The organism is Pseudomonas sp. CAN1 (assembly GCF_030462585.1).
Lineage (GTDB): Bacteria > Pseudomonadota > Gammaproteobacteria > Pseudomonadales > Pseudomonadaceae > Pseudomonas.
On record NZ_JASMRU010000001.1, the window covers coordinates 368,820 to 393,683 of the forward strand.

23 protein-coding genes are annotated in these 24,864 nt (G+C 67.4%); 12 read left to right on the forward strand and 11 right to left on the reverse strand.

Annotated features, from left to right (window positions below; genetic code table 11):
• The first annotated feature begins 153 nt into the window (after window positions 1–153).
• Window positions 154–540, forward strand: a complete 387-nt coding sequence (locus QO207_RS01760) for a VOC family protein (protein WP_301479028.1) — start codon at window positions 154–156, stop codon at window positions 538–540.
• Between the two features lie 189 nt (window positions 541–729).
• On the opposite strand, the gene QO207_RS01765 is transcribed toward QO207_RS01760, so the two are convergent.
• Window positions 730–1,671, reverse strand: coding sequence for an AraC family transcriptional regulator (locus QO207_RS01765; protein ID WP_301479029.1), 942 nt, complete (start codon window positions 1,669–1,671; stop codon window positions 730–732).
• A 322-nt stretch (window positions 1,672–1,993) separates the two neighbouring features.
• On the opposite strand from QO207_RS01765, the gene QO207_RS01770 reads away from it, so the two are divergent.
• Window positions 1,994–2,311 carry a putative quinol monooxygenase gene (locus QO207_RS01770; RefSeq protein WP_301479030.1) on the forward strand — a complete coding sequence of 106 codons (318 nt, stop codon included), beginning with the start codon at window positions 1,994–1,996 and terminating at the stop codon, window positions 2,309–2,311.
• 59 nt (window positions 2,312–2,370) lie between these two features.
• On the opposite strand, the gene QO207_RS01775 is transcribed toward QO207_RS01770, so the two are convergent.
• The 5 genes from QO207_RS01775 to QO207_RS01795 form a co-directional block, all read right to left on the reverse strand.
• Window positions 2,371–4,755, reverse strand: a complete 2,385-nt coding sequence (locus tag QO207_RS01775) for a TonB-dependent receptor (protein ID WP_301479031.1) — start codon at window positions 4,753–4,755, stop codon at window positions 2,371–2,373.
• Between the two features lie 359 nt (window positions 4,756–5,114).
• Window positions 5,115–6,053: a FecR family protein gene (locus QO207_RS01780; RefSeq protein WP_301479032.1), complete on the reverse strand. Its 939-nt coding sequence runs from the start codon at window positions 6,051–6,053 to the stop codon at window positions 5,115–5,117.
• Window positions 6,050–6,571, reverse strand: coding sequence for a sigma-70 family RNA polymerase sigma factor (locus QO207_RS01785; RefSeq protein ID WP_301479033.1), 522 nt, complete (start codon window positions 6,569–6,571; stop codon window positions 6,050–6,052). The genes QO207_RS01780 and QO207_RS01785 overlap by 4 nt, the downstream gene beginning before the upstream one ends.
• 103 nt (window positions 6,572–6,674) lie before the next feature.
• Window positions 6,675–7,007 carry a DOPA 4,5-dioxygenase family protein gene (locus QO207_RS01790; protein ID WP_301479034.1) on the reverse strand — a complete coding sequence of 111 codons (333 nt, stop codon included), beginning with the start codon at window positions 7,005–7,007 and terminating at the stop codon, window positions 6,675–6,677.
• The gene (locus QO207_RS01795) at window positions 7,004–7,900 is read right to left on the reverse strand and encodes a LysR family transcriptional regulator (protein ID WP_301479035.1); all 897 of its coding nucleotides are present in this window, start codon (window positions 7,898–7,900) and stop codon (window positions 7,004–7,006) included. The genes QO207_RS01790 and QO207_RS01795 overlap by 4 nt, the downstream gene beginning before the upstream one ends.
• 141 nt (window positions 7,901–8,041) lie before the next feature.
• On the opposite strand from QO207_RS01795, the gene betC reads away from it, so the two are divergent.
• From betC to QO207_RS01810, 3 genes are read left to right on the forward strand one after another with little or no spacing between them, the layout of a single operon-like run.
• Complete coding sequence (gene betC / locus QO207_RS01800; RefSeq protein ID WP_301479036.1) at window positions 8,042–9,559, forward strand: choline-sulfatase; 1,518 nt, start codon at window positions 8,042–8,044, stop codon at window positions 9,557–9,559.
• Between the two features lie 30 nt (window positions 9,560–9,589).
• Window positions 9,590–10,513 (forward strand): choline ABC transporter substrate-binding protein, encoded by a 924-nt coding sequence (gene choX / locus QO207_RS01805; protein ID WP_301479037.1) that lies wholly within the window; start codon window positions 9,590–9,592, stop codon window positions 10,511–10,513.
• Between the two features lie 7 nt (window positions 10,514–10,520).
• Window positions 10,521–12,080 (forward strand): SulP family inorganic anion transporter, encoded by a 1,560-nt coding sequence (locus QO207_RS01810; protein WP_301479038.1) that lies wholly within the window; start codon window positions 10,521–10,523, stop codon window positions 12,078–12,080.
• 227 nt (window positions 12,081–12,307) lie between these two features.
• Here the strand turns inward: QO207_RS01810 and aroE are convergent, their stop codons facing one another.
• Window positions 12,308–13,129 carry a shikimate dehydrogenase gene (gene aroE, locus QO207_RS01815; RefSeq protein WP_301479039.1) on the reverse strand — a complete coding sequence of 274 codons (822 nt, stop codon included), beginning with the start codon at window positions 13,127–13,129 and terminating at the stop codon, window positions 12,308–12,310.
• Window positions 13,130–13,293: 164 nt separating this feature from the next.
• Window positions 13,294–14,208 (reverse strand): oxygen-dependent coproporphyrinogen oxidase, encoded by a 915-nt coding sequence (gene hemF, locus QO207_RS01820; RefSeq protein ID WP_301479040.1) that lies wholly within the window; start codon window positions 14,206–14,208, stop codon window positions 13,294–13,296.
• A 182-nt stretch (window positions 14,209–14,390) separates the two neighbouring features.
• Here hemF and QO207_RS01825 point away from each other — a divergent pair, with 182 nt between their 5' ends.
• A complete protein-coding gene (locus tag QO207_RS01825) occupies window positions 14,391–15,368 on the forward strand; it encodes an NADPH:quinone reductase (protein WP_301479041.1) in 978 nt (325 codons plus the stop codon).
• A 123-nt stretch (window positions 15,369–15,491) separates the two neighbouring features.
• On the opposite strand, the gene QO207_RS01830 is transcribed toward QO207_RS01825, so the two are convergent.
• From QO207_RS01830 to QO207_RS01840, 3 genes are all read right to left on the reverse strand, one after another.
• Window positions 15,492–16,049 carry an L-threonylcarbamoyladenylate synthase gene (locus QO207_RS01830; RefSeq protein WP_301479042.1) on the reverse strand — a complete coding sequence of 186 codons (558 nt, stop codon included), beginning with the start codon at window positions 16,047–16,049 and terminating at the stop codon, window positions 15,492–15,494.
• Window positions 16,050–16,091: 42 nt separating this feature from the next.
• Entirely contained in the window at window positions 16,092–17,186 is a 1,095-nt protein-coding gene (gene dprA / locus QO207_RS01835) for a DNA-processing protein DprA (RefSeq protein WP_301479043.1), read from the reverse strand.
• A 131-nt stretch (window positions 17,187–17,317) separates the two neighbouring features.
• Window positions 17,318–18,343 (reverse strand): LysM peptidoglycan-binding domain-containing protein, encoded by a 1,026-nt coding sequence (locus tag QO207_RS01840; protein ID WP_301479044.1) that lies wholly within the window; start codon window positions 18,341–18,343, stop codon window positions 17,318–17,320.
• Window positions 18,344–18,481: 138 nt separating this feature from the next.
• On the opposite strand from QO207_RS01840, the gene def reads away from it, so the two are divergent.
• From def to QO207_RS01870, 6 genes are all read left to right on the forward strand, one after another.
• Window positions 18,482–18,988 (forward strand): peptide deformylase, encoded by a 507-nt coding sequence (gene def, locus QO207_RS01845; RefSeq protein WP_017518883.1) that lies wholly within the window; start codon window positions 18,482–18,484, stop codon window positions 18,986–18,988.
• Window positions 18,989–19,041: 53 nt separating this feature from the next.
• A complete protein-coding gene (gene fmt, locus QO207_RS01850) occupies window positions 19,042–20,001 on the forward strand; it encodes a methionyl-tRNA formyltransferase (RefSeq protein WP_301479045.1) in 960 nt (319 codons plus the stop codon).
• Window positions 19,998–21,308: a 16S rRNA (cytosine(967)-C(5))-methyltransferase RsmB gene (gene rsmB / locus QO207_RS01855; RefSeq protein WP_301479046.1), complete on the forward strand. Its 1,311-nt coding sequence runs from the start codon at window positions 19,998–20,000 to the stop codon at window positions 21,306–21,308. The genes fmt and rsmB overlap by 4 nt, the downstream gene beginning before the upstream one ends.
• Before the next feature lie 45 nt (window positions 21,309–21,353).
• Entirely contained in the window at window positions 21,354–22,727 is a 1,374-nt protein-coding gene (trkA, locus tag QO207_RS01860) for a Trk system potassium transporter TrkA (protein WP_301479047.1), read from the forward strand.
• Between the two features lie 128 nt (window positions 22,728–22,855).
• Window positions 22,856–24,307, forward strand: a complete 1,452-nt coding sequence (locus tag QO207_RS01865) for a TrkH family potassium uptake protein (protein WP_301479048.1) — start codon at window positions 22,856–22,858, stop codon at window positions 24,305–24,307.
• Window positions 24,308–24,359: 52 nt separating this feature from the next.
• Window positions 24,360–24,677 carry a tetratricopeptide repeat protein gene (locus tag QO207_RS01870; RefSeq protein WP_301479049.1) on the forward strand — a complete coding sequence of 106 codons (318 nt, stop codon included), beginning with the start codon at window positions 24,360–24,362 and terminating at the stop codon, window positions 24,675–24,677.
• Window positions 24,678–24,864 lie beyond the last annotated feature (187 nt).

The window sequence follows — 24,864 nt, forward strand, 5'->3', positions numbered from 1 at the left end:
GTCGACCGTGGATTGAGAGTTGGCGGCGGGATGCTATCAGGCGCAATGCCATCGCTCCAGCGCGGCGGGCGAACGGCTTCACAGCGCCAGCATTGACCCGCGCGTCTCGGCTGGCAGGATAGGACGAACACCCTCCAGATGAAGTAATGCGCCATGGCCCTGCTGCACAGCCTCCACCACGTCGCCCTGATCTGCTCGGACTACCCGCGCTCCAAGCACTTCTACGTGGATATCCTCGGCCTCAGGGTGATCGCCGAGACCTACCGCACCGCGCGCGACTCCTGGAAGCTCGACCTGGAGCTGGGCGATGCGCGCCTGGAGCTGTTCTCCTTCCCCGGCGCCCCGACCCGGCCGTCCTACCCCGAGGCCCAGGGCTTGCGCCACCTGGCCTTCGCCGTGGACGACCTGGACAGCGCCGTGGCCCACCTGCAGAGCCACGGCGTAGCCTGCGAGCCGATCCGCGACGACGAACTGACCGGCAAGCGCTTCACCTTCTTCGCCGACCCGGACGACCTGCCGCTGGAGCTTTACGAGCGCTGATGCCTGCCTTTGGGTGCCAGGGCATGCCCTCACCCTCCCCCAGGGGGAGAGGGCTGGGGTGAGGGGAAACGCACAGCGCCGATGCCGGGCCAATGCCCCGTAGGAGCGGACCTTGTCCGCGAATCCTTCCGTGGGCACCGCCGCTGGCCATTCGCGGAGAAGCTCCGCTCCTACAAGAGCGGAACAACCTCAGGCCGGCACCGCCTCGCTGCCCAAAGCCCCGCGCAGGCTGGCCAGATCGCGCAGCGGCGGCGCACCGAACAGGCGGCTGTATTCGCGGCTGAACTGCGACGGACTTTCGTAGCCGACGCGATGCCCGGCCACCGCCACTTCCAGCCCTTCGGAAAGCATCAGCCGCCGCGCTTCCTGCAGGCGCAGCTGCTTCTGGTACTGCAGCGGGCTGAGCGCGGTCACTTCCTTGAAGCGGTGGTGCAGGGTGGACACGCTGAGGTTGACCTCGCGGGCCAGGTCCTCGATGCGCAGGGACTTGTCGTAGTTGCGGTTGAGCCATTCGATGGCGCGGGTGACGCGGTGGGTCTGACTGTCGGTCATCGCCAGATCATGCAGCAGGTGGCCCTGCGGGCCGCGCAGCAGTCGGTAGAGGATTTCGCGGACGAACAGCGGCGCCAGCATCTCGATGTCGCGCGGGGTGTCCAGCAGGCGCATCAGGCGCAGCAGGGCGTCGAGCACGGTGCAATCCACACGCTGCAGATAGATGCCGCGGCTGGCCGGGCGCGGCGCGCTGCCCGCAAGACCGGCCTCGGCGATCAGCCGGGTCAGCTCGCCGGGGTCGATATCCAGGCGGATGGACAGGTAGGGCCTCTCCGGCGAGGCCTCGATCACCTGCCCGGAGACCGGCAGCGTCACCGACACGACCAGCAGGTTGAGTTCGTCGTAGCGATAGACCTCGCTGCCCAGGCGCACTTCTTTGCAGCCCTGGGCAATCACGCACAGGGCCGGGCGGTAGAGCGTCGGCATGCGGCCTTCGTTGGGGCAGTCGCCACGGGCGACCAGCAGCGAATCGATGGCGGTTTCGAAGAGACCTTCACCCTGGCAGTGGCGCTGGATGATGTCGGCCAGCTCCTGGCGGCCGGCGGCAATGGGATCAAAGGCGGGAACGGACTGGGACATGCACAGGACCTCCAGTGGCGGCGCACGAAGCTTACGCCCACGGCGTATGCGCGCGTGTGACAGTAAGGCAGCCGCTGGAGGATCAGGCAAGCAATCGGCAGGAATGGACAAGCCACCCCGTGTTCGGGTCGCGCACCGTGACGGTGCGAGAGGCGGAAACGGGCGGGAAACACGCGGTTTCAGACTTCCGCGAAGGCTCCGCAGGATCAGGCAAGAAGGCGACAGCATCCGGATAACGCCCGGCCCTGGCCGCGCCGTAAGCTTCCTGTCAGTCGTCCGAGGAGCCACCTCGGGCTTCTTCCTGTAATGCGGAGGACAGGACATGCACTGGCAAACACCCATCGAACACGAATTGCACATCCACCCCCGGCTCGGGCACGAGGCGGAGCTCGGCGCCCTGATCGACAACCTGGTCGACGGCGCACGCCGCGCGCCGGGATGCCTGCACTGCCAACTGGTGGCCCGCGAGAACGGCCAGCCGTGGCTGCTGCAGGGCAGCTGGAAGGACGAGGAGGCGCTGCTCGACTACTTCGCCACGCCCTCGTCACAGCTGCTCGGCGAAGTGCTTCTATGCCACTGTCGAAGCCTCAGCGGCGGCATAGTGGAAACCCTCGATCAGGCCACCGGAAAGGTGGCCTGAGTTTTTTTGGATAGAGAACTTTCAGGCAGAGAGCTTTCCGGCCCAGAGTTTTCAGCCCCTCAGTATTCCAGGCTCCAGCCCAGGGTGAAGGTCCGCCCGCGGCCCTGGTAGTCGTACAGATAGGCCGGCCCGTAGGTCGGCGCATAGAACAGCGCGGCACGCTGACCCCAGACGGTGCTGTACTGCTTGTCCAGCAGGTTCTGGATACCGGCGCTGAAGGTGCCGAAACCGGTCTTCTGCTCGCCCATCAGGTCGAAGGTGGTGTAGCCGTCGATCTCGTGGTCCGCGTCGTCCTTCAGGTTGAAGGCGTGCTGGGCCTGCAGGCGGGCACTGCGTTCGCCATCACCCCAGCCGACGAAGGCCGTGGACTTGGACAGCGACGCATAGCGCGCATCACGCTTGATCCAGTCGCCATCGGCATCCTCTTCCTGTGAACGCACCAGGTGCAGCGTGGTGCCGCCCTGCCAGCCGTTCTCGAAGTAGCGGGTGACCGCGCCCTCGAAGCCGAAGTCGCGGCTCTTCTGGTCCTGCACGTCGATGGTCAAGGTCGCGGCGTCGGTGGTGATGATCTTGTCCGACCAGATGTAATACACCGCCGCCTGCGCCTGCCACTGCATGTCGCTGTAGCGCCAGCCAGTCTCGACCTGGCGGCTCTTGATGCCGGCCAGCGGGTTGTCGTCCACCGACAGGCCGGCCTTGCCGTAGTACTTGGCCGGGTCGGGCAGGTCGAAGCCCTCGCTGTAGTTGGTCCACAGCTGGTGGCCGTTCTTGAAGTCGTAGATCGCGCCGAGGTTGAACAGGTTGACCTGGTAGTCGTTGCTGCCGCCGGGCACGCCTTTGAAGTCGTCCACTTCGACATCCATCTTCTGGTGGCGCGCGCCGCCGGAAATGGTCAGGTTGTCGGTGGCCTTCCAGTCCAGCTGACCGTAGAACGACAGCCCGTCGACGATGTAGCTGGGGTAGCGCGGCGCGCTGCTGGCGGTTTCCAGGTCGAGGCCGCCGCTTTCGGAGGACAGGCGCTGGTCGAAGACCTTCTGCTCGGCGTTGAAGCGCTCGTGGTCGAGGTCCACGCCGTAGGTGAACTTCAGCGCATCCCACTGCTTGCTGAACAGGCCCTTGAGGCCGCTGACCTCGAAGTTCTGCTGCGAGCCGGCGAAGTACACACCCTTGGAGCCGGTGGGCTTGCCGGTGTTGTAGTAGGGGAAGGGATAGAAGTTGTCGTCTTCCTTGCGGTAGTACGCCTGCAGGTAGAAGTCCTGCTCCAGCAGGTTGCTGTGGTGGTAGTTGGCGTTGAGCAGCACGCGCCGCGAGCGTGGTTCGAGGTCGGTATCCAGGCCACTGCGGATCTCGGCGTCTTCCAGGTCCGACGGCCCCTGGTAGTTCAGGTGCGGAAAGTAGATGCCGGTGCTGCCGTCGTTGCCCGAGTCGTAGTACTGCGCCAGCAGGTCGAGGCTCTGCTCGTCGGTGAACTGCGCGGTGAGGTTGCCCATCACGTCGACGGTGCGGTTGTACTGCAGGTCGGTCTGGGTGTTGTCGATGAAGATCTGGTTGCCGGCGCCGTCGTAGAAGGCTTCGTTCTTCTCCGCCGAGACACCCAGGCGGCCCGCCAGCCGGTCGGTGCCGCCGCTGATGGATTGCGCGGCGCGGGTCGATAGGTCGTCGCTGTTGTTGAAGCCGCTGCTGGCGCCCAGCTGCGTCTCGAAGCGCGCATCGCCGGCGGCGCCCTTCTTGGTGATGATGTTGATGATGCCGCCGGTGGCGCCGCCGCCGTAGATGGCGCTGGCGCCGGAGAGCACTTCGATGCGCTCGACGTTGAACGGCGAGATGCTGTCGAACTGGCGCGACAGGCCGCGCGAGCTGTTCTGGCTGACGCCGTCGATCATCACCAGCACGTTGCGCCCGCGCATGTTCTGGCCGTAGTTGGTGCGGCCTTCCGGCGCCAGGTCGAGGCCGGGGACCAGCTTGCCGACGGCTTCCTTGAGGCTGACGCCGGTATCCAGCTGCTCGCGCAGCTGGGTCTGGTCGACCACCCAGACGGTGCCGGGGATCGAGCTGATGTCGGTGGGCGTGCGCGCTGCCACGCTGATCTGCATCGGCGCCAGGCTCAGGGCGGCGGAGTCGTCCTTCTCGCGCTTGAGCAGCACGGTGCGCTCGTCGGTGAAGCGCCAGCTTACGCCGCTGCCGGAAAGCAGCTGGTTGAGCGCTTCCTCGGTGCTGTAGGTGCCGTCCAGCCCTTCGCTCTGCAGGCCCTGGATATCCTCGGAGTTGAACAGCAGGTGCAGCCCGGCCTGGTCGGCGAACTGGGTCAGCGCGCTGTCCAGGCTGCGCGGGGCGATGTGCAGCTCGACGGCGGCAGAGCCGGCCGCGTGGGCCAGGGGAGCACCGGCAGCGAGCAGGGAAGCCAGCAACAGCGCGCGGTGCAGCGGGGAAGGACGGTAAGGCATGCGGGAGAAATCCGTTCTTGTGTGGGCAGGGTCGCGTATTGAGAATTTTTCGCGTTCCTGCCTACGACGAAACGGCCAGGCAAACCTTGCAGTGGCCAATGCAAAAAATTTTCATTTTCTTGTGTGAGAGGACGGCAAAGGCTTTCGTAGGGCGCATGAAGCGTGCCGCTTCATGCGCCGATACGGGGTGAGCGGCGGATAACGCCGGGGGCGTTATTCGCCCTACGGTCCCGCCCGGCTCTGGGCAGGGTGCCCCTTGTAGGAGCGAGCTTGCTCGCGAACAGATTTCCCGGCGGCTCCGCGGCTGGGCGGTTCGCGAGCAAGGGCTAGGCGCCCCCCTCGGTCCTACGAAAAACGCGTCAAGCTTTCGGGGAGGGACGGATCAGCACCAGCCAGGGCAGATGGGTAACGGTCACCGGCTGCAACCGCTCCAGGGTCTTGAGCAGGGCGCCGGGGTCCTGCAGGTCGAACACACCGCTGACCTTGTGCTGGCGCAGCGCACTGTCGGTCAGCACGATGCGGCCGGGGACGTAGCGCTCCAGTTCGTCRAGCACTTCGCCCAGCGGGCGCTGGTTGAAGATCAGCTTGCCGCGCTGCCAGGCGCTGGCGCTGGACAGGTCCAGCGGCTGTGCCGGCTCGGGCGCGGTGCTGTCGCGGTAGCTCAGGCGCTCGCCAGCGGACAATCGCACCGGCGCACTGCCGGCGCTGTTCACCTGGACCACGCCCTCGGTCACGTCCACGCGCACCTGCGGCCCACGGCTGTCGACGTCGAAGCGCGTGCCCACGGCGCGCACTTCGCCGCCCCTGGCTTCGACGATGAAGGGCCGTGCCGGGTCCTTGGCCACCTCGAACAGCGCCTCGCCGCCATGCAGGCGCAGGCGCCGCTGCTGCGGGCTGAAGTCCACCGACAGCGCGCTGTCACTGTTCAGCCAGACCCGGCTGCCATCGGCCAGCTCCAGCATGCGTCGCTCGCCGGTGCGGGTGGCGTAATCGGCATACAGCCCGGCCAGCGGCTCGGGCAGCGCGATAGTCAGCGCAACGGCCGCAACGCACGCAGCGGCGGCCAACGCCAGCAGGCGACGAGGACGCCGCGCACGCTGGCGATAGCGCTGGGCGCTGCGGGTTTCCGGCAAGGCTCCCCACAGGGCTTCGGCCTCGCGGGCGGCGCGTTCGTGCTCCGCGCTCTGCCCGCGCCAGCGCAGGAAATCCATGCGCTCGGCGGCGTCGACGCTGCCCGAATGCAGTTGCACCAGGCGCTCGATGGCCTCGTCGGCGAGGGACAGCTCGACGCGACTCATGGTGTGCCCTCCTGGCGCTGCGCCCAGTCGCGGCAATGGCGCATGGCCTGGACGATGTACTTGCCCACCATGCTCTCGGACACCCCCAGGCGCTGGGCGATCTGCGCGTGGGTGAGGCCATCGAGGCGGTTCATCAGCAGCGCCTCGCGGGCGTTCGTCGGCAGCTGGTCGAGGGCGGCGTCCAGGTGTTCCAGCGCCTCATGGGCGAGCAGGCGGTGCTCCAGCCCGGACGCGGGGTCGCTCAGGTCGTTGGCGGCAGCTTCATCGACATGCAGCTCGGCCAGCCGGCCCTCGCGGCGCAGGTTGTCGATGGCGATGTTGCCGGCGACGCGGAACAGGTAGGCGCGCGGGTCCTGCACTTCGGCTTCGGCGGGGTGGTCGGCCAGGCGCAGCCAGGTGTCCTGGGCGACGTCGGCGGCGCGCTGGTTGTCCCCCAGCCTGCGGGCGAGGAAGCGCATCAGGTCCGCGTAGTGCGCCTGGAAGCTCTGCAGCAGGGAGGAAGAAGCGAAGCGCCGCATGATGGCCGAAATACCCTGGAAAACCGGCCAACGTCTGTCAGACCGATGCGAAGGGTGGGCAGCATACACCGAATCGAGAATTATTATCGAATGCAAAAAAGTGTCAGCTCGTGAACTGCGAGAGGTCCAGCGGCCGCACTTCGCCCATCCACATGGCGTAGTCGCGGTGATCGCGCAGGTCGTTGCCGGTGTTGGGGTGGACGAACACCACCAGGCCGTCACGGTTAAGCGCCAGCCACGGCACCAGGGTGGCGAAGGTGGCGTTGTCGAAGGCCAGCTGGCAGCTCCAGTCCGGGTGCGGGCCGACCGGCCGCTCGTGGACGCGGCCCATCTTCGCGCCGAAGCGCCGCGCCGCCTCCTCGCACAGCGCGCGGGCGCGCTCGATGCTGCCGGCGTCGAAATAGACGTGGGCGTGGAAGTCCTGAATCTCGCTCATCGGTCCTGCTCCAGTTCCGCCTGCAACCAGTCGACGAATCGCTGCACCAGGCGCATCCGCCGTTTGCGCTCGGGCAGCACGGCGTAATAGCCGAAGCGCGATTGCAGCGACCCGGCGAGGGGCCGGCACAGTAACCCCTGCTCCAGCAGTTCGTCGACCAGATGCCGCCAGCCGATGGCCACGCCCTGCCCGGCGATGGCCGCCTGCACCAGCAGGGTGTAGTTGTCGAAACGCAGCCCGGCCGGCGCCGGTGCATCGTCGATGCCCAGCGCGCGGTACACGCCGCCCCAGTCGAACCAGCGGCTGGATGCCTCGGGTTTGAGGTGCAGCAGCGGCAGCTCGGTGAGCGCCTGGGGCGACAGCGGCAGCTCGCGGCCTTCGAGCAGGCGCGGGCTGCATACCGGGAAGACTTCCTCACTGAACAGGCGCAACGCCTCGCCGTGCTTGAAGCGCCCGTCGCCGAAAGCGATGGCCACGTCGATGTCGCTGCGCAGAGCAATCGGGCTGCGGTCGCTGCTGATCAGGCCGACGTCCAGCTCCGGGTGCGCCTGGCGGAAGCGCGGCAGGCGCGGCATCAGCCAGTACGCGGCAAAGGCGAAATCGGTGGCGACCTGCAGCACTTCATGGGGATGTTGCGCGGTGACCGCGGCGATGCCGGCGTCGATGCTCTCCAACCCTGCCTGAACGTGCTGCTGCAGCACCTGTCCACTCTCGGTGAGGGCGATACCGCGGTGGATGCGGTCGAACAGGCGCACCGCGAGGAGTTTCTCCAGGCGCTTGATCTGCTGGCTGACCGCCGGCTGGGTGGTGCCCAGCTCGCCGGCAGCGGCGGTGAAGCTGAGCAGGCGCGCAGCGGATTCGAACACGCGCAGCAGTTCCAGCGGCACGCTCATGGCTGCCCGTCACATAAGCCAGTGTTATCCGAAGCATGTTGCGCCATGCGCTTTACCCCCTATCCAGCAGGAAACAGACTCATTCCAGCGTCATTTCGCCACAGCATCCCATAACAGCGCCTACAGGATAAGCCCAACGCCATGAAGCGCCAGCGCCCGAACATCCTCTTCATCATGGCCGACCAGATGGCCGCGCCGCTCCTGCCCTTCCACAACGAAAACTCGCCGATCAAGCTGCCCAACCTCTCGCGCCTCGCCGGCGAGGGCGTGGTGTTCGACTCGGCCTACTGCAACAGCCCGCTCTGCGCCCCCTCGCGCTTCACCCTGGTGAGCGGCCAGCTGCCGACGAAGATCGGCGCCTGGGACAACGCCGCCGACTTTGCCGCCGACGTGCCCACCTACGCGCACTACCTGCGCCGCCTGGGCTACCGCACCGCGCTGTCGGGCAAGATGCACTTCTGCGGCCCGGACCAGCTGCACGGCTACGAGGAGCGCCTGACCAGCGACATCTACCCCGCCGACTACGGCTGGGCGGTGAACTGGGACGAGCCGGACGTGCGCCCGAGCTGGTACCACAACATGTCCTCGGTGCTGCAGGCCGGCCCGTGCGTGCGCACCAACCAGCTCGACTTCGACGAGGAGGTGGTGTTCAAGGCGCGCCAGTACCTCTACGACCACGTGCGCGAGCACCCCGAGCAGCCGTTCTGCCTCACCGTGTCCATGACCCACCCGCACGACCCCTACACCATCCCGCGCGAGTACTGGGACCTGTACCGCGACGAGGACATCCCGCTGCCCTCGGTGCAGATCGCCCAGGCCGAGCAGGACCCGCACTCCCAGCGCCTGCTCAAGGTGATCGACCTGTGGGGCCAGGAGATGCCCGAGGAGAAGGTGCGCGCCGCCCGCCGCGCCTACTTCGGCGCGTGCAGCTATGTCGACGCGCAGATCGGCGCGCTGCTGCGCACCCTGGAGGATTGCGGCCTTTCCGATGACACCCTGATCGTGTTCTCCGGCGACCACGGCGACATGCTTGGCGAGCGCGGCCTCTGGTACAAGATGCACTGGTTCGAGATGGCCGCCCGCGTGCCGCTGCTGGTGCACGCACCCAAGCGTTTCGCCGCGCATCGGGTCAGCCAGTCGGTGTCCACCGTCGACCTGCTGCCAACCCTCGTCGAGCTGGCCGGCGGGCAGGTCGAACCCGGCGTCGACCTCGACGGCCGCTCGCTGCTGCCGCACCTGCAAGGCACTGGCGGGCATGACGAAGTGATCGGTGAATACACCGCCGAAGGCACCGTCAGCCCGCTGATGATGATCCGCCGCGGCGACTTCAAGTTCATCTATTCCGAGCAGGACCCGTGCCTGCTGTTCGACGTCGCCAACGACCCGCGCGAGCTGCAGAACCTCATGGAATCGCCGGCCCACGCCAACCTGGTACGCGATCTGCTGGGTGAAGCCCGCGCGCGCTGGGACGTCCCGTCTATAACCAGACAGGTGCTGGCCAGCCAGCGTCGCCGCCGGCTGGTGGCCGAAGCGCTGACCCATGGCACGCTGAAAAGCTGGGATCACCAGCCCATGGTCGACGCCAGCCAGCAGTACATGCGCAACCACATCGACCTCGACGATCTGGAGCGCCGCGCCCGCTATCCGCAACCGAAATAACAACCACAACAAGCCGAAGGGGAAGGGAGCATGAAGAAGGTATCTACGTTGTTACTGGCCGGCGCACTGACGCTGGGCGGCCCGCTGGCCTGGGCCGAAGATGAAGCCTGCAGTACGGTGAAACTGGCCGATCCGGGCTGGACCGACATCGCCGTCACCAACGGCATCGCCGCCTTCCTCCTCGACGGCCTCGGCTACAAGGTGAAGATCGACACCCTGTCGGTGCCCATCACCTACGGCGGTCTGCGCGACGGCCAGGTGGATGCCTTCCTCGGCAACTGGATGCCCGCGCAGCAGGGCTTCTACGACCAGTTCATCGCCAGCAAGCAGGTCACCCAGCTGGCGAAGAACCTGCAGGGCACCGAGTTCACCCTGGCCGTGCCGACCTACGTGTGGAACGCCGGGGTGAAGAMCTTCGATGACCTGAACCAGCACGCCGACCAGTTCAGCAAGAAGGTCTACGGCATCGGCTCCGGCGCGCCGGCCAACCAGTCGATCCAGAAGATGATCAGCGGCAACGAGTTCGGCCTGGGCAGCTGGAAGCTGGTGGAATCCAGCGAGCAGGCGATGCTCGCCGAGGTCGGCCGCGCGGTGAAGCGCGAGCGCTGGGTAGTGTTCCTGGGGTGGACGCCGCACCCGATGAACGTGAAGTACGACATGAAGTACCTCACCGGCGGCGAGAAGTACTTCGGCAGCACCGGCAGCGTGTTCACCGTGACCCGCAACGGCTACGCCGAGCAGTGCCCGAACAGCGGCAAGCTGCTGGCCAACCTGTCCTTCGACCTGCAGATGGAGAACGCCATCATGGCCGAGGTACTGGAGAAGAACGTGAAGAACCCCGACGCGGTGAAGGCCTGGATCAAGGCCAACCCGCAGAGCCTGGACACCTGGCTGCAAGGCGTGAAGACCCGCGACGGCGGCGACGCGCTGGCCGCCGTGAAGGCCAAGCTGTAGGCCGTCGATGGAGCGCTTGATTCGCCTGTTGCCGTTCCTCGCCTGGCTGCCCCAGGTCAGCGGGCGCGACCTGCGCCGTGACCTGGGCGTGGGTCTTTCCGGCGCGGTGCTCGCCCTGCCGCAGTCCATGGCCTACGCACTGATCGCCGGACTGCCAGCGGAGTACGGGCTCTACGCGGCAATGCTGCCGGTGCTGATCGCCTGCCTGTGGGGCTCGTCGAAGCACATGGTCGGCGGGCCGACGGCGGCGATCTCGGTGGTGCTGTTCACCGCCATCGCCCCGCTGGCGCCGCCGGGCAGCGCGCAGTTCATCCAGTACGCGCTGCTGCTGACCTTCCTCGCCGGGCTGTTCCAGTGGCTGCTGGGCATGCTGCGCTTCGGCGTGCTGGTGAACTTCGTCTCGCATTCGGTACTGCTCGGCTTCACCTGCGGCGCCGCGCTGGTGATCGTGATCGGCCAGTTGCCCTACCTGCTCGGCATCGCCGCAGAGGGGCAGGGCACGGCGCTGACCAGCGCCGCCGCGCTCTGGTGGAAGCTGCCGCAATTCCACTGGCCGTCATTGCTGGTGGGCCTGTTCAGCCTGGTGCTGAGCCTGATCGTGAAGCGCCTGTGGCGGCGCGGGCCGGCGTTGCTGGTTGGCCTGTTCGGCGCCAGCGCGCTGGTCTGGGCGATGCCGACGACCTTCGCCGAGGTCGCCAAGGTGGCTGCCTTCCGCAGCGCGTTGCCGCCGTTCAGCGCGCTGTCGTTCGACCTGACCGCCATCGCCCAGTTGCTCCCCGCCGCCGTCGCCTGCGGCATGCTCGGGCTGGTCACCAGCCTGTCGATTGCCCGCGCCCTGGCCGCTCGATCACACCAGGCGCTGGACGCCAACCAGGAAGTGCGCGCCCAGGGGCTGTCCAACCTGATCGGGCCATGGCTGTCGGGCACACTGTCCGCCGGCTCCTTCACCCGCTCCGGACTGAACCAGGATGCCGGCGCGCGTACGCCGCTGGCCGGGGTTTTCTCGGCAATGTGGGTCGCGCTGCTGGCAGTGGCCGGTGCCGGGCTGATCACCCATATCCCGCTGCCGGCCATGGCTGCCGGCATCCTGCTGATCTGCTGGAACCTGGTCGACCGCCCGGCCCTGCGTGCGCTGTGGAAGGGCAGCCGCGCAGAATCCCTGGTGATGCTGCTGACCCTCGCCGCCACCCTGCTGCTGCCGCTGCAGAACGCGATCTACGCCGGCGTGCTGGCCTCGCTGTTCTTCTACCTCAAGCGCACTTCGCAGCCGCGCGTTCAGCAGTGGGAAAAAGAGGACGAGGAAGTACTGCGCATCGAAGGCTCGATCTTCTTCGGCGCCTGCGACTACCTGCAGAAGCTGATGCAGCACAGCCGCGGCGAACGCCTGGTGCTGGACGCCCACCACGTGAACTTCATCGATTTCGCTGGCGCGCAGATGCTCCAGCAGGAAGCCCGCCGCCTCGCCAGCGAAGGCCGCAGCCTGGTGCTGCGCAACGCCCGGCCACGGGTGCGCGCGGAGCTGGAGAAGCAGATGGGGAAGGGCGGGGTGTTGTTGGTCGAGGAGTGATCGGCTCGCTGGTAAATACCATCGTAGGAGCGGACCTTGTCCGCGAAAGGCATCAGGTATTCACCGGATCGTTCAGCGCACACCGTTCGGGGTTTCGCGGACAAGGTCCGCTCCTACGGTGAGCCCTCTACCCTGTAGGAGCGAGCTTGCTCGCGAACAGATTTCCCGGCCACTTCGGTGCCAAGCGGTTCGCGAGCAAGCTCGCTCCTACAAGAGCCTGCGCGAAATCAGCCCTTGAGCTGACGGCGCAACTCCTCCAGCACCGGCGCCGAATCCGGGCGCACGCCGCGCCAAAGCAGGAAGGCTTCCGCCGCCTGCTCGACCAGCATGCCCAGCCCGTCGATGCAGCGCGCCGCCCCGTGTTCGGCGGCCCAGCGATTGAAGGCAGTGACGTCCTTGCCGTACATCATGTCGTAGCAGACCGTGTGCCCCGGCTGGATCAGCGCCGGGTCGATGGGCGGCAGTTCGCCGGCCAGGGAGGCCGAAGTGCCGTTGACGATCAGGTCGAACGGCGCGGCGCGCAGGTCGAAACCGCCGCCGCTCACCGCGCCCAGATCCTTGAACTCCTGCGCCAGCTGCTCGGCCTTCGACGCCGTGCGGTTGGCGATGACGATGCTCGCCGGTTGCTGGCTGAGGAAGGGTTCGAGGATGCCGCGCACCGCGCCACCAGCGCCCAGCACCAGGATGCGCGCACCGCGCAGGACGACGCCATGGTTCACCGTGAGGTCGCGGGTCAGCCCGGCGCCGTCGGTGTTGTCGCCCAGCAGTCCACCGCCGTCGAGCTTCTTCAGGGTATTCACCGCACCCGCCCGGCGCGCGCGCTCGCTCAGCTCGGTGGCCAGGCGGTAGGCGTCTTCCTTGAACGGCACGGTGACATTGCCGCCCAGGCCCTGCGCGAAGAACTCGCGGGCGCTCCCGGCGAAGTCGTCCAGCGGCGCCAAGCGTGCGTCATAGCTCAGCGCCTGGCCGGTCTGCTCGGCGAACAGACGGTGAATCTGCGGCGACTTGCTGTGGCCGATGGGGTTGCCGAAGACGCAGTAGCGGTCCATGGAGAAGTCCTGGGGCATGAAATCGAAAGGTCGAGAGAGTGCCGCTTTTTACACTGCGGTGCCACACGGTGTTCGCGAGCAAGCTCGCTCCTACGAAGAGCGGTCCTGCTCGCGTGCTTTTCGTAGGAGCGAGCTTGCTCGCGAACCGCCCGAGGTGCGGAAGGTCAGACCTGCGCCAGCCAGTCCCGATCGGTGAGGAAGTACTCGGTCAGGCGCGCTTCCGCGCTGCCCGGCTCCGGCTTCCAGTCGTAGCCCCAGCGCACCTGCGGCGGCAGCGACATGAGGATCGACTCGGTGCGCCCGCCCGACTGCAGGCCGAACAGGGTGCCGCGGTCGTAGACCAGGTTGAATTCGACGTAGCGGCCGCGGCGGAAGGCCTGGAACTCGCGCTGCTGCTCGGTGTAGGGGGTGTCCTTGCGCTTGCGCACGATGGGCAGGTAGGCGTCGATGTAGGCATCGCCGATGGCGCGCAGGAAGGCGAAGCTGGTGTCGAAGTCCCACTGGTTCAGGTCGTCGAAGAACAGGCCGCCGACACCGCGCGGTTCGTTGCGGTGCTTGATGTGGAAGTAGCGGTCGCACCATTCCTTGTAGCGCGGGTAGACGTCCGCGCCGAAGGGCGCGCAGGCGTCGCGGGCGACCTGGTGCCAGAGCACGCAGTCTTCTTCATGGGCGTAGTAGGGCGTCAGGTCGAAGCCGCCGCCGAACCACCAGACCGCCTCCTCGCCTTCCTTCTCGGCGATGAAGAAGCGCACGTTGGCATGGGAGGTCGGCACGTGCGGGTTGGTCGGGTGGATCACCAGCGACACGCCCAGCGCCTGGAAGCCGCGCCCGGCCAGTTCCGGGCGGTGCGCGCTGGCACTCGGCGGCAGGCCGGCGCCGAACACGTGGGAGAAGTTCACGCCACCCTTCTCGATCAGCGCGCCATCGCCGATCACCCGCGTCCGACCGCCACCGCCCGCCGGCCGCTGCCAGGAATCCTCGACGAAACGGGCGCTGCCGTCCTCGGCTTCGAGTGCGGCGCAGATGCGGTCTTGCAGGTCGAGCAGGTAGGCCTTCACGGCCTCGATGCGGTCGGTCACGAGAATCACCTTGGAGCGGGAAAGCCACGCGTGGCGCGGGCCGGAGCGAAGTTTGGGTGGCAAAACGGGGGCAAGCATACCATCGCCGCCGGCAAAGCTGGTCTTGACGCCCGTCATGCGGGCGGCTTGGATGAAAGTCTTTTCCCCGGCGAGGCAGAGCCTCGCGCCATCAGGAGAGCGACATGGCCAAGCGTGTTCAATTCGCCAAGACCGGCGGCCCGGAAGTCCTCGAAATCGTCGACTACACCCCGGCCGAGCCCGGCCCGAACGAGGTGCGGGTACGCAACCGCGCCATCGGCCTGAACTTCATCGACACCTACTACCGCAGCGGCCTGTACCCGGCGCCGAGCCTGCCTTCCGGCGTCGGCACCGAGGGCGCCGGCGAGGTGGAGGCGGTGGGCAGTGCGGTGACCAACGTGAAGGTTGGCGACCGCGTCGGCTACGCCACCGGCCCGTTGGGCGCCTACAGCGAGCAGCACGTGCTGCCGGCGGCCAGCGTGGTGAAGCTGCCGGATGCGATCACCTTCGAGCAGGCCGCCGCGGTCATGCTCAAGGGCCTCACCGTGCAGTACCTGCTGCGCCAGACGTACAACGTGCAGCCGGGCCAGACCATCCTCTGGCACGCGGCGGCCGGCGGTGTCGGGCTGATCGCCTGCCAGTGGGCGAAGGCCATCGGCGCGCACCTGATCGGCACCGTGAGTTCGGCGGCCAAGGCGGAGCTGGCGAAAGCCCACGGCGCCTGGGAAACCATCGACTACAGCCACGAGAACGTGGTCGAGCGCGTGCTGGCGCTGACCGATGGCAAGAAGTGCCCGGTGGTCTACGACTCGGTCGGCAAGGACACCTGGCTGACCTCGCTGGACTGCACCGCCCAGCGCGGCCTGGTGGTCAGCTTCGGCAACGCCTCCGGCCCGGTGGACGGGGTGAACCTGGGCATCCTGTCGCAGAAGGGCTCGCTCTACGTCACCCGGCCGACGCTGTTCGGCTACGCCAGCACGCCGGAACGCCTGCAGGCCATGGCCGACGACCTGTTCGGCATGATCACCAGCGGCAAGGTGAAGGTGGAGATCAACCAGCGCTTCGCCCTGGCCGACGCGGCCAAGGCGCAGACCGAACTGGCGGCGCGGCGCACCACCGGGTCGACCATTCTGTTGCCCTGATCGGCTGGACAACGTTCGCGAGCACCGGTGCCCCATTGTAGGAGCGGACTCTGTCCGCGATCGATTTCCGGCAACTCCGAGCTGGCTGGTTGGACATCGCGGACGGAGTCCGCTCCTACAGGGTCAGGACGGGCGAACGGTCTCGCCGGTTCGCAGGTCGCGTATAAGGCTCGGATTGCGGCGCCCACCCAGGGAGCCGCCGAGCACGCCGTCCAGCTCGCCATGGAAATATTGCTCGATGCGCAAGCGGGTGCGCGCGGCCGGGCGGCCGGCGGGGTTGGCGGAGGTGGAGATCAGCGGGCCGGTGAACTGGCACAGCTCGCGCACCAGTGGGTGGTCGGTGACGCGCACGGCCACGGTGTCATGCACGCCGGTCACCCACTCGGGCAGGCGACCCTGGTGCGGCACCAGCCAGGTGTTCGGCCCCGGCCAGCTGGCGGCTAGCTTGTCGCGCCAGGCTTCGGGCAGGTCTTCGAGGAGGAAGTCGAGCTGGCCGATGTCCGCAGCGATGACGATCAGGCCCTTTTCCACCGGGCGCGCCTTGATTGCCAGCAGGCGATACACCGCATCGGCGCTCCACGGATCGCAGCCCAGGCCCCAGACGGCTTCGGTCGGATAAGCGATCACACCGCCATCGCGCACGACCTGGGCCATGCGCTGGGTACGCCAGTTGCTGAACATCGGGACTTTCCTCGGATCTGCGATGCGCGGCAGTTTACGTGCTCAGGGGGCGCGATGCACCCAGACGCCGGCCTCGCAGGCTACCCGTCCATCCAGCTCCAGCTCGGTGAGTTCCACCAGCACCTGCGGCAGCTCCAGGCCGCTGCGCAACGCCAGTTGTTCGCTGCTCTGCGGGGCTGCGCGCAGCAGCTCCACCAGGGGATGTGCCGGTAGCGTCGGCGTGGTCTGCACGGCCGGCGCACTTTGCGTCCAACCGCGCAGGCCTTCGAGGATGTGCTCCACCGTCTCCACCAGCGTCGCGCCCTGACGGATCAGCTCGTGGCAGCCGCGCGCACCGGGATGGTGGATGGATCCGGGAATCGCATAGACCTCGCGGCCCTGCTCGGCAGCCAGCCGCGCCGTGATCAGCGAGCCGCTGGACGGGCTGGCCTCGACCACCAGGGTACCCAGGGACAGGCCACTGATGATGCGGTTACGCCTGGGGAAGTTTGAAGCCTGCGGTGCGCAGTTCAGCGGCAGTTCGGATATCACCGCGCCACCCTGCTCGACGATGCGCTGCGCCAGGCCGATGTGCCGGCGCGGATACAGCTGCTCCAGGCCGGTGCCCAGCACCGCGACCGTTCCTCCGCCCGCCTCCAGCGCACCCTCGTGCGCCGCGCCATCGATGCCCAGCGCCAGCCCGCTGGTGATCACGAAGCCACCGCCGGCCAGGCTGCGGGCGAAGGCCCGCGCGGTATCCAGCCCCGGTTTGCTCGCCTTGCGGCAGCCGACCATGGCCAGCTGCGGGCGCTCCAGCAGAGCCGGCTCGCCGGCGACGAAGAGCAGCGGCGGGGCATCGTCCAGTTCACCGAGCAGTGCGGGGTAGTCGGGCGCGTCCCACATGACCAGATGATGGTTCGGCACTTCCAGCCAGCGCAGCACCTCGGCGGCCTGTTCCCGGATGGCGGCATCGCGACGCGGCTCGGCGCAGGCGGCTGGCAGGCCGAGCGAGCGCCAGGTCGCAGCCGGCGCGCTGAGGGCGGCGGAAGCCGAACCGAAAGCCTCCAGCAGGCGGCGGAAACGGCGCGGCCCCAGCTCGGGCAGGGCATGCAGGCGCAGGCGGGCTTCGCATTCGGCGGGGGAGAGGTCCGGGGTCATGGCGGCGGTCCGTGGCGGCAGGAGGTCTGCCGGACTATGCCGCTGCCGCAATCAGGCAAGCTGTCGGACCGATCCGAATCGCGCCCACAAAAAACCCCGCCGAAGCGGGGTTTTGCGCAACCGGGCGGGAATCAGGGATTCTGCACGCGGTCGTTCACTTCCAGCGAGCGGGTGGCATTCAACACCAGCCCGTAGCTCAGGCGGTTGTAGGTGCGGAACACCATCACCAGGCCGGAGCGCTCGTCGGGGATCTTCACCATGTCGCCGTTCACCCGGTCGCGCACGGTTTCGCCAAGCTTGTAGATCGCCAGCACGTTGCCTTCGGCGAGGCCGTCACGGGAGCCCTTGTCCAGGGTGACCACGTCGTACTTGCCGATCTGCGTCACGCCGCGCGGCACGTCGATGATGGTGCCCTTGATCTCGGACTTCGGCTCGCTGGGCATGAAGGTCGAGGTGATCGCGCGTTCCTCGGTGGGGAACAGGCGGTCGCCCGGACGGACTTCCTGGGTGGTGCGGGTCAGCATCAGGGTGGCGACGTCGTCTTCCTTGGCGGTGACGTTGGCGCCGCCCACATCCATGGCGTCGATGCCCAGGACCTCGTCGGTATCCGGGTCGGTGTACACCTTGGCCTGGCGGAAGATGCCGTAGCTGTTCTCTTCGGTCAGCGACTTGCCGCGGGCGTAGGCACGATCGCCGGCGCCGCTGATCACGCTCTCCTGGGCGCCGGCGACCACGTAGGGCGCGTCGGTGAAGACGGCCTCGTTGTCGACGATGCGGTTGGACAGCAGGAAGGCGTTGATCTTGTCCAGCGGGATGGTCGGGATCGCCTCGGCGATCGGGGTGCTGCGCACCCGCGGCGACAGCTTGATGGTCCCGCGCGACTCGCCGCGGTTGAGCATCAGGCGAGGCTGGCCGTCGATGTACACCAGACTCAGCACGTCACCCGGATAGATCAGGTGCGGGTTCTGGATCTGCGGATTCACCTGCCAGATTTCCGGCCACTTCCACGGCTTGCTGAGGAACTTGCCGGAGATGTCCCAGAGGGTGTCGCCCTTCACTACGGTATAGCGATCCGGATGGCCGTCCTTGAGCTGCACGGCAGCCTGCGCCATCCCGCCCGCGGCGAGCAGCAGCAGGGCGAGTAGTGTTTTCCTCATGCGGTGAATCCCTTTATTATGTGTACACATGAACCGCCTGGAAGCCGCCCCTACCGCGCTTTCCAGCCGTTTTTCGATGCTGCTCAGCATATTAGCAGCCGATTTTGACTTTATTCCACAAGTGCATCACAAACGTATATGGCCATTCTGAACATTCTCGAATTCCCCGATCCGCGCCTGCGGACCATCGCCAAGCCGGTCACGGTCTTCGATGACGCCCTGCGCACGTTGATCGACGACATGTTCGAGACCATGTACGAGGCCCCGGGCATCGGTCTGGCGGCCACCCAGATCAACGTGCACAAGCGCGTGGTGGTGATGGACCTGTCCGAGGACAAGTCCGAGCCGCGGGTCTACATCAACCCGGAGTTCGAATACCTCACCGAGGAAATGGACCAGTACCAGGAAGGCTGCCTGTCGGTGCCCGGCTTCTACGAGAACGTAGACCGTCCGCAGAAGGTGCGGATCAAGGCCCAGGACCGCGACGGCAACCCCTTCGAGGAAGTGGCCGAGGGCCTGCTCGCGGTGTGCATCCAGCACGAGTGCGACCACCTCAACGGCAAGCTGTTCGTCGACTACCTGTCCAACCTCAAGCGTGACCGCATCCGCAAGAAGCTGGAAAAGCAGCACCGGCAACAGGCGTGACCCCATCCCCAAAGGCTTGCCCCGGCAAGCCTTTCTTTTTTTGCGAGCCTGATATGAGCCAAGCACTGCGCATCGTCTTCGCCGGCACCCCGGAATTCGCCGCGGAACACCTCAAGGCCCTGCTCGATACTCCCCACGAGATCGTCGCCGTCTACACCCAGCCGGACCGCCCGGCCGGCCGTGGCCAGAAGCTGATGTCCAGCCCGGTCAAGCAGCTCGCCGTGGAGCACGGCCTGCCGGTGCTGCAGCCGCCGACCCTGCGCAACCCCGACGCCCAAGCCGAGCTGGCCGCGCTCAAGCCGGACCTGATGGTGGTGGTGGCCTACGGGCTGATCCTGCCGCAGGTGGTGCTGGATATCCCGCGCCTGGGCTGCATCAACAGCCACGCCTCGCTGCTGCCGCGCTGGCGCGGTGCGGCGCCGATCCAGCGCGCGGTGGAAGCCGGCGACGCCGAGAGCGGCGTGACCGTGATGCAGATGGAAGCGGGCCTGGACACCGGGCCGATGCTACTCAAGGTCGCCACGCCGATTTCCGCCGACGACACCGGCGGCAGCCTGCACGACCGCCTGGCCGAGCTCGGCCCGCAGGCCGTGGTCGAGGCCATAGCCGGGCTCGCTGCCGGCACGCTCAAAGGCGAAGTGCAGGACGACGCGCTGGCCACCTACGCACACAAGCTGAACAAGGAAGAGGCGCGCATCGACTGGTCGCGCCCGGCCGACGAGCTGGAGCGCCGCATCCGCGCCTTCACGCCCTGGCCGGTCTGCCACACCACCCTTGGCGACGCTGCGCTGAAGGTGCTCGGCGCCAAACCGGCGCAAGGCAAGGGCGAGCCCGGCAAGATTCTTGACGCCAACCGCGACGGCCTGCTGGTCGCCTGCGGTGAAGGCGCGCTGCTGCTGACCCGCCTGCAACTGCCCGGCGGCAAGCCGCTGGCCTTCGCCGACCTGTTCAACAGCCGCCGCGAGCAGTTCGCTGCCGGCCAGGTGCTTGGACAACAAGGGCTGGGCCTATGAGCACGAATCCTCGTCTCGCGGCCGCCCGCGCGCTGGCCGCCGTGCTCGCTGGCCGCGCCTCGCTGGGCAGCTCGCTGCCGACCCAGCTGGAAAACGTCGAGCCGCGCGACCGCGGGCTGGTGCAGGAACTGGCATTCGGCAGCGCCCGCTGGCAGCCGCGCCTGTCCACCCTCGCCGCGCGCCTGCTGCAGAAGCCGTTCAAGGCCGGCGACCGTGACGTCGAGGCCCTGCTGCTGGTCGGCCTGTACCAGCTGCTCTACACCCGCATTCCGCCGCATGCGGCCATCGGCGAGACCGTCGGCTGCGCGGACAAGCTGAAGAAACCCTGGGCCAAGGGCCTGCTCAACGCCGTGCTGCGCCGCGCCCAGCGCGAGAGTGAAGCGCTGCTGGCCGAGGTCGACAAGGACCCGGCCGCACGCCTGGCGCATCCGCGCTGGTTACAGAAGGCGCTGAAGAACTATTGGCCGGAGCAGTACGAAGCCATCTGCGCCGCCAACAACGCGCATCCGCCGATGACCCTGCGGGTAAACCGCCGCCACGGCAGTCGCGATACCTACCTGGAAGAACTGAACCGCGTCGGCTTCGAAGCGAGCGCCTGCGAGTTCAGCCGCGACGGCATCAATCTTGTGCAGCCGTGCGACGTGCGTGAGCTGCCGGGCTTCGCCGAAGGCCGCGTCAGCGTGCAGGACGAAGCCGCGCAGTTGGCCGCCGACCTGCTGGAGCTGGCGCCGAACCAGCGCGTGCTGGACGCCTGCTGCGCTCCCGGCGGCAAGACCTGCCACCTGATGGAAGCCGAGCCGGCGCTGGCCGGCGTGGTTGCCGTGGACCTGGAAGAGAGCCGCCTGGTGCGCGTACGCGAAAACCTCGCCCGCCTGCAGCTCTCGGCCGAGTTGTTCGCCGCCGATGCCCGCGACACCGGCAAATGGTGGGATGGCCAGGCTTTCCAGCGCATCCTGCTGGACGCGCCGTGCTCCGCCACCGGGGTGATCCGCCGTCATCCAGACATCAAGCTGACCCGCACCGCCGAGGACATCGAGGCGTTGGCGCAGCTGCAGGGCGAACTGCTCGACGCGCTGTGGGCGACCCTAGAAGTCGGCGGCGTGATGGTCTACGCGACCTGTTCGGTAATGCCCCAGGAGAACAGCGAGCAGATCGCTGCATTCCTTGCCCGCACCCCAGGCGCCCGCGAGCTGGACCTGCCCGGCCCCTGGGGCATCAAGCAGCCCCACGGCCGCCAGTTGCTGCCGCAGGACGGCGGGCATGACGGCTTCTACTATGCCAAGCTGATCAAGATTTCGGCCAAGTAACAGGCGCCGACTCCCAACGGATCGAAACGGAAAGCACGACGCTCCATGAAGATCATCATCCTCGGTGCCGGCCAGGTCGGCGGCACTCTGGCCGAGCACCTCGCCAGCGAAGCCAATGACATCACCGTCGTCGACACCGACGGCGAACGCCTGCGCGACCTCAACGACCGCCTGGACATCCGTACCGTCCACGGCAAGGCCTCGTTCCCCACGGTGCTGCGCCAAGCCGGCGCCGACGACGCCGACATGCTGGTGGCGGTGACCAACAGCGACGAGGTGAACATGGTGGCCTGCCAGGTCGCCTACACCCTGTTCAACACCCCCACGCGGATCGCCCGCGTGCGCGAGGCGGCCTACCTGACCCGCGCCGGCCTGTTCGACCCGGAAGCCATCCCGGTGGACGTGCTGATCAGCCCCGAGCAGGTGGTGACCAACTACATCAAGCGCCTGGTGGAATACCCCGGCTCCCTGCAGGTGATCGACTTCGCCGAGGGCAAGGCCCAGCTGGTGGGCATCCGCGCCTACTACGGCGGCCCGCTGGTGGGCCAGGAATTGCGGCAGCTGCGCGAGCACATGCCCAACGCGGACACCCGCGTGGCGGCGATCTACCGGCGCAACCGGCCGATCATTCCCCAGGGCGACACGGTGATCGAGGCCGACGACGAAGTGTTCTTCATCGCCGCCAAGGCCCACATCCGCGCGGTGATGGGCGAGATGCGCCGGCTGGAGGACAGCTATAAGCGGATCATCATCGCCGGCGGCGGCAACATCGGCGAGCGCCTGGCCGAGGCCATCGAGAACCGCTACCAGGTGAAGATCATCGAGATGAACCCGGCGCGCTGCCGGCACCTCTCGGACGCCCTCGACAGCAGTATCGTGCTGCAGGGCAGCGCGTCGGACCGCGACCTGCTGCTGGAAGAGAACATCGGCGAGACCGATCTGTTCCTCGCGCTGACCAACGACGACGAGGCCAACATCATGTCCTCGCTGCTGGCCAAGCGCCTGGGCGCGCGCAAGGTGATGACGCTGATCAACAACCCGGCCTACGTCGACCTGGTGCAGGGCGGCGAGATCGACATCGCCATCAGCCCGCAGCTGGCCACCATCGGCACCCTGCTGACCCACGTGCGCCGCGGCGATATCGAGAGCGTGCACTCCCTGCGCCGCGGCGCCGCCGAGGCCATCGAGGTGGTCGCTCACGGCGACGCCAAGTCGAGCAAGGTGATCGGCCGCAAGATCAACGAAGTCCAGCTGCCGCCGGGCACCACCATCGGCGCAGTGATCCGCAACGACGATGTGCTGATCGCCCACAGCGATACGCAGATCGAGTCCGGCGACCACGTGATCCTCTTCGTAGTCGACAAGAAGCGCATCCGCGACGTCGAGCGACTGTTCCAGGCCGGCCTGACCTTCTTCTGAGCCTCCGGGGCCGCTGCTGAAGCGGCCCCGGCAGGACTTTCCGCCGTACCTTTCAGACACATCCTACTGCGCCTCAGAGTCTGCCTTGGCACCCTGCGCGGCCTGTTCCTGTCTGTCTGACCACGGCCATGCGCTACGCCTCCATTGCCCGCATCCTCGGCGTGCTGCTGATGCTGTTCAGCACCACCCACCTGCCGCCGCTGCTGATCGACCTCTGCTACGACGAGTCCACCTGGCGGCCGTTCGCCCTGTCGTTCCTGGTGACCCTGCTGACCGGCTCGGCGATCTGGTGGCCGTTCCGCCAGCACAAGGGCGACCTGCGCATCCGCGACGGCTACCTGGTCACCGCGCTGTTCTGGATCGTCCTGGGTTCCTTCGGCGCGCTGCCGTTCGCGCTGTCGAGCGCGCCGCACATGGGCGTGATCGACTCGCTGTTCGAGTCCTTCTCCGGCCTCTCCACCACCGGCTCCACCGTGCTCACCGGGCTGGACGCGCTACCCCACGCGATCCTCTATTACCGCCAGCAGCTGCAGTGGCTGGGCGGCATGGGCATCGTCGTGCTGGCGGTGGCGGTGATGCCCATGCTGGGCATCGGCGGCATGCAGCTGTACCGCGCGGAAATGCCCGGCCCGCTCAAGGACCAGAAGCTTTCGCCGCGCATCGCCGACACCGCCAAGACCCTCTGGCTGATCTACTGCGGCCTGACCCTGGCCTGCGCGCTGGCTTACTGGGCCGCGGGGATGAACCTGTTCGATGCCGTCGGCCACAGTTTCTCGACCATCGCCATCGGCGGCTTCTCCACCCACGACGCCAGCATCGGCTTCTTCGACAGCCCGCTGATCGAGCTGATCTGCATCGCCTTCCTGGTGATTTCCGGGATCAACTTCAGCCTGCACTTCATGGCCTGGCGCCAGCGCCACCTCCGTCACTACCTGAAGGACCCGGAGTGCCGGGCCTACCTGGGCATCCTGCTGGCGCTGTTCCTGATCACCGCGGCGACGCTGGTCGCTCACCATCACTACGAGACGCCGCTGCAGTCGATCCGCTATGCCGCGTTCATGGTCGTCTCGGTAGCCACCACCACCGGCTTCGGCCTCGCCGACTTCAGCGGCTGGCCGACCCTGCTGCCCTACCTGCTGCTCTACAGCACCTTCATCGGCGCCTGCGCCGGCTCCACCGGTGGCGGCATGAAGGTGATGCGCATGCTGCTGGTGTACCGCCAGGGCATGCGCGAGTTCCTCCGCCTGCTGCATCCCAACGGCGTGTTCCTGGTGAAGCTGGGGCGGCGCACGGTGCCGGACCGGGTGGTTGAGTCGGTGTGGGCGTTCTTCTCGATCTACCTGGTGACCTTCGTCACCCTGATGCTGGTGCTGCTGGCCCTGGGCGTGGACCAGCTCACCGCCTTCTCCACCCTCGCTTCCTGCCTGAACAACCTGGGCCCGGCGCTGGGCGATGCGGCGGCGCACTACGGCAACCTGCCCGGCAGCGCCAAGCTGGTGCTGAGCCTGGCGATGGTGCTCGGGCGGCTGGAGGTGTTCTCCCTGCTGATCCTGCTGACGCCCGCGTTCTGGCGCACTTGAGCCTGGGGCAGCGCTAATGGGGCACAATGGCGGCCTGCTGACGGAGACCGCCATGATCGAATCGCTGGAAAAGATGCTCGCCAAGGGCGTGGACAACTCGCTGCTGCGCTTCGGCCTCGGCAAGGGTTACCTGGATGCAGGCGACGCCGTGAAGGCCGCCGAGCACCTGCGCCGCTGCGTGGAGCAGGACCCGAAGTATTCCGCCGCCTGGAAGCTGCTGGGCAAGGCGCTGCAGGCCCAGGGCGACCTCGATGCTGCGCGCGCGGCCTGGACCGATGGCCTGACCGCCGCACAAGCCCATGGCGACAAGCAGGCGGAGAAGGAAATGACGGTGTTCCTGCGCAAGCTGGATAAAGCCAAGGGCGTGTAGGAGCGGATTCATCCGCGATCGACTCCCGGCCGCTCCGAGCTGCCCGGTAGCATTACCTGTAGGAGCGAGCTTGCTCGCGAACCGGGCAGGCACGGTGTTATGCGGTTCGCGAGCAAGGGCTAGGCGCCCCCCTCGGTCCTACGAAGAGCCGCTACAGCACTACCAGACCAAGGGCACGTAAGCGCGC